The 8142-nt window shown below is 68.6% G+C and carries 8 protein-coding genes; 2 read left to right on the top strand and 6 right to left on the bottom strand.

The window, feature by feature from the left end; genetic code table 11:
* Positions 1-110: 110 nt before the first annotated feature.
* Together AC5RUJ_RS07255 and AC5RUJ_RS07260 are read right to left on the bottom strand one after the other, a co-directional pair.
* On the bottom strand, positions 111-911 hold the full coding sequence (locus tag AC5RUJ_RS07255) for a sulfite exporter TauE/SafE family protein (RefSeq protein WP_494128979.1): 801 nt from the start codon (positions 909-911) through the stop codon (positions 111-113).
* Positions 908-2707 carry a proline--tRNA ligase gene (locus AC5RUJ_RS07260; protein ID WP_494128980.1) on the bottom strand — a complete coding sequence of 600 codons (1800 nt, stop codon included), beginning with the start codon at positions 2705-2707 and terminating at the stop codon, positions 908-910. The genes AC5RUJ_RS07255 and AC5RUJ_RS07260 overlap by 4 nt, the downstream gene beginning before the upstream one ends.
* 179 nt (positions 2708-2886) lie before the next feature.
* Here AC5RUJ_RS07260 and AC5RUJ_RS07265 point away from each other — a divergent pair, with 179 nt between their 5' ends.
* Complete coding sequence (locus tag AC5RUJ_RS07265; RefSeq protein ID WP_494155715.1) at positions 2887-3645, top strand: ABC transporter ATP-binding protein; 759 nt, start codon at positions 2887-2889, stop codon at positions 3643-3645.
* Positions 3642-4397, top strand: coding sequence for an ABC transporter permease (locus AC5RUJ_RS07270; RefSeq protein ID WP_494128982.1), 756 nt, complete (start codon positions 3642-3644; stop codon positions 4395-4397). Before AC5RUJ_RS07265 ends, AC5RUJ_RS07270 begins: the two co-directional genes overlap by 4 nt.
* Positions 4398-4434: 37 nt before the next feature.
* On the opposite strand, the gene AC5RUJ_RS07275 is transcribed toward AC5RUJ_RS07270, so the two are convergent.
* The 4 genes from AC5RUJ_RS07275 to AC5RUJ_RS07290 all read right to left on the bottom strand — a co-directional run.
* Positions 4435-5283 carry a GNAT family N-acetyltransferase gene (locus AC5RUJ_RS07275; RefSeq protein ID WP_494128983.1) on the bottom strand — a complete coding sequence of 283 codons (849 nt, stop codon included), beginning with the start codon at positions 5281-5283 and terminating at the stop codon, positions 4435-4437.
* A gap of 28 nt (positions 5284-5311) precedes the next feature.
* Positions 5312-6478, bottom strand: coding sequence for a flavodoxin-dependent (E)-4-hydroxy-3-methylbut-2-enyl-diphosphate synthase (gene ispG / locus AC5RUJ_RS07280; protein WP_494002538.1), 1167 nt, complete (start codon positions 6476-6478; stop codon positions 5312-5314).
* 92 nt (positions 6479-6570) lie between these two features.
* Positions 6571-6861 carry a YciI family protein gene (locus AC5RUJ_RS07285; RefSeq protein WP_494014196.1) on the bottom strand — a complete coding sequence of 97 codons (291 nt, stop codon included), beginning with the start codon at positions 6859-6861 and terminating at the stop codon, positions 6571-6573.
* Positions 6862-6958: 97 nt separating this feature from the next.
* Positions 6959-8142: hypothetical protein (locus AC5RUJ_RS07290; protein WP_494155716.1), on the bottom strand; the 1184-nt coding region annotated here is incomplete at its 5' end.

Consider the following 8142-nt stretch of genomic DNA (forward strand, 5'->3'; position numbering starts at 1 on the left):
GGCCTCAACCGGCGTCGTGCCGCCCGCCCCGGGACTGGACGACAAACTGCTGGCCGCGCCCGCCACCGGCTCGTGAGGAGCGGGCAGTTGGCCGCCCCCTCTGGTCCGGATCAGCGGCCCAGCACGTTCTCCTGCAACACGTCGTAGCCAAGCTTGAGGATCAGGGCCGCGACCACGGCCAGGAAGACCACGCGGATGAACTTGCTGCCCTGTGCGACGGCCATCCGCGCACCGACGTAACCGCCGGCCATGTTGGCGACGCCGAGCACCAGCCCGAGCCCCCACAGCAGCGCCCCGCTGGGCAGGAAAAAGGCCAGGGCGCCCAGGTTGGTGGCCATGTTCACGATCTTGGCCTTCGCGCTGGCGGCCAGGAAGTTGTAGCCGAGCAGCGCCACCATCGCGATGATCAGGAATGAGCCGGTGCCGGGACCGATCAGGCCGTCGTAGAAGCCAATGACCAGCCCGATTCCGGCGGCCGCGCCGAGGTGCCGGGCGCCCTTGTACCGCAGCCGGGTCAGCGATCCCGCCGTCGGACGCAGCGCGGTAAAGACGGCCACCGCGATCAGCGCGACGACGATGATCGGCTTGAACACCTCGGCGGGCAGCACGGTGGCCACGATCGCCCCGCCGAAGCTTCCGGCCAGCGCGACGCCGGCCATCGGCAGCGCGGTTTTCAGGTCCGGGTGCGCCCTGCGGTAATAGGTGACTGCGCTGGTGGTGGTGCCGAAGATAGAGCCCATCTTGTTGGTGGCCAGTGCCTGCACCGGGCTGATGCCGGGGACCAGCAGCAGCACGGGCAACTGGAGCAGGCCGCCGCCGCCCACCACGGCGTCCACCCAGCCGGCGGCAAAGCCACCCACGACCACGAGGGCGAGGGTGGCCAGCTGCAGTTCCTCGAGTCCGGAGCTCACCTCCCGGCCAGGGCCGCCAACTGCCCGGCGGCCTCGGCCAGCGGCACGTTTTCGGCCTGCCCGGTGGCCCTGTCCTTGACTTCGACCACGCCGTCGGCCAGGCCGCGGCCGACCACCACGATGGTGGGCACGCCGATGAGTTCGGCGTCGGAGAACTTCACGCCCGGAGAGACCTTGGGCCGGTCGTCGTAGATGACATCGACGCCGGCGGCGGACAGTTCCTCGGCCAGCCTGTTGGCTGCCTCAAAAATTTCCGTGCCCTTCCCGGTGGCGACGATGTGGACGTCGGCCGGGGCCACGTTGCGCGGCCAGGCCAGGCCCTTGTCGTCGTGATAGGCCTCGGCCAGCGCGGCCACCGCACGCGTGACGCCCACGCCGTAGGAGCCCATGGTCACCGTGGCGAGCTTGCCGTTGCGGTCCAGCACCTGCAGGCCCAGCGCCTCGGCGTATTTGCGGCCCAGCTGGAAGATGTGGCCCATTTCGATGCCGCGGGCCGCCTCCAGCGGACCGGAGCCGTCCGGCGCGGGGTCCCCTTCGCGGACCTCGACCGACTCGACGACGCCGTCCCAGCCGAAGTCGCGTCCGGCGACCAGACCGAACACGTGCTTGCCGTCCTCGTTGGCGCCGGTGATCCAGCGCGTGCCGGGCACCACCCGGGGATCCACGAGGTAGAGCAGGCCCGTGGCCGACTCGGTCCCGAGGACCGCCGCGTCCAGGCTCTCGCCGGGACCGATGTAGCCCCTGACCAGGCCCGGATGCTTCTTCAGGTCTTCCTCGGTGGCCGCCTCGACCTCGACTTCGCCGCCCACCGGGAGGAAGGCACCGATGTTCGCCTCGACGCGCTTGAGGTCGACGGCGCGGTCGCCCGGAACGCCAATGACCACCAGGCTCCGCTCGCCGGTGGGCAGCTTGATGGCCAGGACGACGTTCTTCAACGTGTCCGCGGCGGTCCATTCCCCGTCCGCGCGCGGTGCCAGCTGGTTGGCCGCGGCCACCAGGGTGTCGATCGTGGGGGTGTCCGGGGTGTCCTTGACCTCGGCAGCCGGGGCGTCGGCGTAGTCCACCGGCTCCGGCGCCACGGTGGTGACGGCCTCCACGTTGGCTGCGTAGCCGCCGGGCGAACGCACGAAGGTGTCCTCGCCGATCTCGGTGGGATGCAGGAACTCCTCGCTCTTCGACCCGCCCATGGCGCCGGAGGTGGCCTTGACGGTCACCACTTCCAGGCCCAGGCGCTTGAAGATCCGCAGGTAGGCGCGCCGGTGCGCGTCATAGCTGACGTCCAGGCCCTCGTCGTCGACGTCGAAGGAGTAGGAGTCCTTCATGATGAATTCGCGGCCGCGCAGCAGCCCGGCGCGCGGGCGGGCCTCGTCGCGGTACTTGTTCTGGATTTGGTACAGCGTCACCGGCAGGTCCTTGTACGAGGAGTACAGGTCCTTGACCAGCAGGGTGAACATTTCCTCGTGCGTGGGGGCCAAGAGGTAGTCGGCACCCTTGCGGTCCTGCAGGCGGAACAACCCGTCGCCGTACTCGGTCCAGCGATTGGTCGCCTCGTACGGTTCGCGCGGCAGCAGCGCCGGGAAATGGACTTCCTGCGCGCCGATGGCGTTCATCTCGTCGCGGACCACGGCCTCCACCTTGGCCAGCACCTTCAGGCCCAGCGGCAGCCAGGAGTAGATGCCGGGGGCGGCGCGGCGGATGTAGCCGGCGCGCACCAGCAGCTTGTGGCTGGCAACTTCGGCGTCGACCGGGTCATCGCGCAGGGTGCGCAGGAACATGCTGGACAGGCGAAGAACCACTGCAGGAATCCGTTTCTCAAGGGTTGGGCCGGCAGCGGCCCGCGAAATTCAACTGCCTTCTAATCTACTGGCTCCACGCGCATGCCAGCGACAGCCCGCGGGGGCGGGACGGCAGCGGCCGCCAGAGCGTCTGGACGCACCCTTGCGTCGGGTCTAGGTGGATGTCACCGGACCAGTAAATGAGGGAGGCGGAGACGATGCCGCACCCGGCGGCGCCCTTGGCGCCGGCCGTATCCGTCGCAGGGCTCACGGTGGTCCGTGCCCGTAAGCCCGTGCTGTCCGACGTCAGCTGCGAAGTCTCCGCCGGAACCATCACCGGCCTGCTGGGGCCTTCGGGCAGCGGCAAGACCACGCTGATGCGGGCCATCGTCGGGGTGCAGAAGACGGCCGGCGGGACGGTCACCGTCCTGGGGCTGCCCGCGGGACACCGGGAGCTCAGGCACCGGATCGGCTACGTCACCCAGGACCCGAGCGTGTATCCCGATCTTTCGGTCCGCGAAAACGTCCGCTACTTCGCCGCGCTGCACGGCCGGTCCGCGTCCGACGTGGACGAAGCTCTGGATTCCGTGGGACTTGCCGGGGTGGCGGGGCGCAAGACCGCGGACCTCTCCGGCGGCCAGTCCAGCCGGGTGTCGCTGGCATGCGCTTTGGTGGGCAGGCCCGACCTGCTGGTGCTCGACGAACCGACCGTCGGCCTCGATCCCGTCCTGCGCGTGGAGCTCTGGGATCATTTCGCGGCCCTTGCTGCGGCGGGCGCCACCCTGCTGGTTTCGAGCCACGTCATGGAAGAGGCCTCTCACTGCGATGATCTGTTGCTGCTGCGCGACGGCTCCCTCCTGGCCCAGCTCACGCCGGCGGAGCTGGCCGAGCGCGGCGGCACGGTGGACCTGGAAAAGGCTTTCCTCCACATGATCCGGAGCCGGGAGGCGGCGGCATGAACGCATCGATGACGCTGGCCACCGCGCGGCGTGTGCTGGCCCAGCTGCGCCACGATCCGCGCAGCATCGCGCTGATCGTCGTGGTTCCCGGCATCCTGCTCGGCGTGGTCTACCTGCTGTTCGACAATGAAGCCCTGCCGCCCGGTGCGCCGCGCACCTTCGACCGGGTGGGCCCGATGATGCTGGCGATCTTCCCGTTTGTCGTCATGTTCCTGATCACCTCCATCACCATGCTCCGCGAACGGACCACCGGCACCCTGGAACGCGTCCTGTCGACGCCGATTAACAAGGCCGACCTCCTCTTCGGCTACGCCCTGGCGTTCGGGCTGATGGCCGCCCTCCAAGCCACGGTGACGACGGCGGTGGCCTACCTGGTTTTCGGTCTCGACATCGAAGGCAACGGGGCGCTGGTGGTGATGGTCGCCGTCGTCAACGCGGTTCTGGGAGTGGCGCTGGGACTCTTTTGTTCGGCCTTCGCCCGTACGGAGTTCCAAGCGGTGCAGTTCATGCCGGTAGTGGTGGTCCCGCAGATCCTGCTCTGCGGCCTGTTCGTGCCCAGGGAGCAGCTGTCCGACTGGCTGGAGGCCGTAGCGAACGCCATGCCGTTGACCTACACCGTGGATGCGCTGCAGCAGATCGCGTCCCACGCCGAAGCCACCGGGGACCTGTGGTTCGACGTGGCGGTTGCGGCCGGCTGCGTCATCGTGGGACTGCTGCTCGCGTCACTGACGCTGCGCCGGCGGAGCGCGTGAAGGGTGGACACGGCATGCTTCCGGGCACCTCCCCCGCCTAAAACAAGACGGTGGCGAAGGTGCCGACCTGCCGGAAGCCGACCGCGGCGTAGGCGGCCATGGCCCGGTGGTTGTAATCGTTGACGTAGAGGCTGGCGACCGGCGCGTACTTGCGGGACAACTCGACGACGGCTGCCATGCAGCCGGCTGCCAGCCCGCGGCCGCGGTAGGCGGGGTTCACCCAGACGCCCTGGATCTGCACCGCGTCGGCGCTCACGTTGCCCAGTTCTGCCTTGAAGACGACCTGCCCCTGGCCGTCCCGGCGGATCAGCGAGTGTCCCTTCCCGATCAGGGTGGCCACGCGCTGCCGGTAGTGCTGGCCCCCGCCGATCAGCGGCGAGTACCCGACTTCCTCCTCGAACATCGCGACGCAGGCGGGCACCAGCACCTCAAAGTCGTCGTCGGTGGAGAACCGGACCTGCGGGTCCGCGGACACGGCGGGAGTTCCGCGCAGCTCCATCAGGGGCTGGTTGGGCCGGACGTCGAAGGCCCGCGGATGGGCGGTCCGGTACGAAGACCAGATGCCGAGCACCCCCTCGGCGGGCCCGAAGATGGAAGACATGCGCCGCCCGCCGGCGGCCAGGTGGGCGCCCAGCCTGGCGCCCTGTTCGGCATCCAGCCCGGACGGGACCACGTTCACGCCCGCCCAGCAGGCCCCGGTGAGGACGCCGTCGTCGTACATTCCCAGGATGTGGGCACCGGACGGGGTGGGGCCGGCGGTCCCGGCGGTCTCCAGGTGGGCGGCGAGGAAGACATTGGCCACCGGATCCGCGCGCACCAGCGCCCAAAGGTCCGCGGTATCCGCATCCGCCAGCGGCCGTATTCCGGCATGCTGATCGGCGGGCACGGCCCCGGCCGCACCCGCCGCGTCACGGCTAGCTGACGTTAACCACGGGGCTACCCTTGACAGCATTCTCGCCATCGGAGTCACCCATCTCCTCGGCAATCCTCAATGCTTCTTCGATCAGCGTTTCCACAATCTGGTCTTCGGGGACCGTCTTGATGACCTGGCCCTTCACGAAGATCTGGCCCTTCCCGTTGCCGGAGGCTACACCCAGGTCGGCTTCGCGGGCTTCGCCCGGTCCGTTCACGACGCAGCCCATCACGGCGACGCGCAGCGGCACCTCCATGCCTTCCAGCCCGGCGGTGACTTCGTCGGCCAGCTTGTACACGTCCACCTGGGCGCGCCCGCAGGAGGGACAGGAAACGATTTCCAGTTTGCGTTCCCGCAGGTTGAGCGACTGCAGGATCTGCAGGCCGACCTTGATCTCTTCCACCGGCGGGGCGGACAGGGACACGCGGATAGTGTCCCCAATCCCCTTCGAGAGCAGCGCCCCGAAGGCGGTGGCCGACTTGATGGTGCCCTGGAAGGCCGGACCGGCCTCGGTGACACCGAGGTGCAGCGGCCAGTCGCCGCGTTCGGCCAGCAGTTCGTAGGCGCGGACCATGACCACCGGGTCGTTGTGCTTGACCGAGATCTTGAAGTCGTGGAAGTCGTGTTCTTCGAACAGCGACGCCTCCCAGACGGCGGATTCGACCAGCGCCTCCGGGGTCGCCTTGCCGTACTTCTGCATCAGCCGCGGGTCCAGGGAGCCGGCGTTGACGCCGATCCGGATGGAGGTGCCGGCGGCCTTGGCTGCCTCGGCGATCTCCTTGACCTGGTCGTCGAATTTGCGGATGTTGCCCGGATTCACGCGGACGGCGGCGCAGCCGGCGTCGATGGCGGCGAAGACGTACTTGGGCTGGAAGTGGATGTCCGCGATCACCGGAATCTGTGACTTCTTGGCGATGATCGGCAGGGCCTCGGCGTCGTCGGCGCTGGGGCAGGCCACCCGGACAATGTCGCAACCGGAGGCCGTCAGCTCGGCAATCTGCTGCAGCGTCGCGTTGATATCCGTGGTGGGCGTGGTGGTCATCGACTGCACGCTGATGGGCGAGTCCGACCCGACCCCGACGGAGCCGACCTTGATCTGCCGGGTCTTGCGGCGCGGCGCCAGGACTGGCGGTGGTGAAGCTGGCATTCCAAGATTGACCGAGGTCAAAACGTCCTCCATGTGCCGGTAGGCAGTTGCTGATCAGGTTTCATTATCCCCTTCCCGCCGGGCGTTGGCACACGGTGCGGGAGTGGGAAGGATCATGCGTGGTGGGCGAACGCCCCGGTGACGGGCTTCCAGTCGGTGACTTTCAGGCCGGAGACGAAGTTGTTGACGTTGAATGGATCCTGCTTCAGTTCCTCCAGCAGGCTGGCTTCGTCCTCGGCGGTGAAGATCAGCAGCGCGCCGGTGCCGTCGGCGTAGGGGCCGGAGGCCAGCAGGCGGCCCCGGTCCAGGAAGCCGCCCAGCCAGGCGCGGTGGGCGGGACGGTATTCGTCCCGGCCGGGCTCGGAATCGGCGGCGTAGACATATTCGACGGCAAAGACACTCATGGTCTTCACCTTACCCGCCGGTGGATGCGGGCGGACTATCGGCAGGACGAGTGTGGATGGGGCGGGGCTATTGGTGACGCCGGTGGTTGGCCCGGGGCTATTGGTAGGAAACGAACCAGGGAGCCGGCTTCACGCCGGTGTAGGTGCGTTCCGGGCTAAAGGTCGGGGTGTCTTCGTCGTAAAAATTCTTCCAGCCCATCCAGATGTTCTTCGGCAGGTCCTCCCGGAGGACGCGCCAGGTGTCCAGTTTCTGGCCGGGCCCGCCGTGGCCGTCGGCATGCAGCACCAGGGCCAGCTCTTCGTGGCCGGTTTCCAGCTCCTGGCGGTCCGAAATCATCTGGTACTGGAACTGATGCAGGATCAGCACCTTCTGGGGCAGGGAGTTCTTCCGGGTAAGCTTCGCCAGCCAGTCGCTGACCCGGTTGATCTCCGCAGCGGACACCGAGCCGATTTGCTCCATGTGACGCTGCCCCTTGCCCAGCCGCCATTCCGGATCCAGGGCCAGGCCCACATGCGGTTCCTTCAGCAGATCCTCGTACATCTTGGCCTGGGTGAGGAAGTCCGACCGGCCCGGCTGCAAATCCAGCACCACGTACACCCCGGCCTCGCCGGCGGCCTCAATCCACGGGCGCAACTCGTCCGGATCAGTCTCCTCCGAATAGTCGCCGTCCTTGCCGGCCGAGGCGCTGGCAACCGTGGCGATGATCTCGAAGGCCGGGACCACCGGTTCCTTGCTGTGCGGTTGGTACTGCCTGGCGAGTTTCTTCACGCGCTTCACCGACGCCTTGGGATCCTGCTCGCCGAGCGCGCCGAGGGCGGGCCCGGAGGGATGCCCGTACAGCGCCACCATCCGCCGGGACGGGAAGGCCATCTGGCCCCCGCCGGGCAGCTCCGGCACGGTCAGTGCTGCCGTGGCTCGGCGCGCGAAGGTGTCGCCGCTGCCGAACTCTTCGCCGACGGCGAGCACGCGGTTCTCGGGCTCCTGCCGCAGGAATTCGATGGTCTCGCTGCCGTGCCGCGGGTCTGCGTGCGGGTCCTGGAAGACCCGGGCGCCTGCCGCCTCCACGACCGCCAGGGTCGCGGGATAGTCCTGCCCGCCGTCCTTGTCCGTCAACACCGAGACGGCCGCGGGCTCCTCCGCACGCTCGGGCGCCTCGATGTCCCCGTCCGGGGGCAGGATTTCCGCGTCCGCCAGCAGCGGGGCCCACGCCTCCATGCCTTGATCCGGGTCGGCGCCGGACACCGTCGATGCGGTCTTCAAGGCCGCGGAGCCGGCAGCGG

The organism is Arthrobacter sp. Y3223164 (genome assembly GCF_059091005.1).

Coding starts and splice junctions, on each gene's coding strand:
- AC5RUJ_RS07285 (WP_494014196.1), bottom strand. CDS start 6,861: ATGAGTGTCTTTGCCGTCGAATATGTCTACGCCGCCGATTCCGAGCCC.
- AC5RUJ_RS07265 (WP_494155715.1), top strand. CDS start 2,887: ATGAGGGAGGCGGAGACGATGCCGCACCCGGCGGCGCCCTTGGCGCCG.
- AC5RUJ_RS07270 (WP_494128982.1), top strand. CDS start 3,642: ATGAACGCATCGATGACGCTGGCCACCGCGCGGCGTGTGCTGGCCCAG.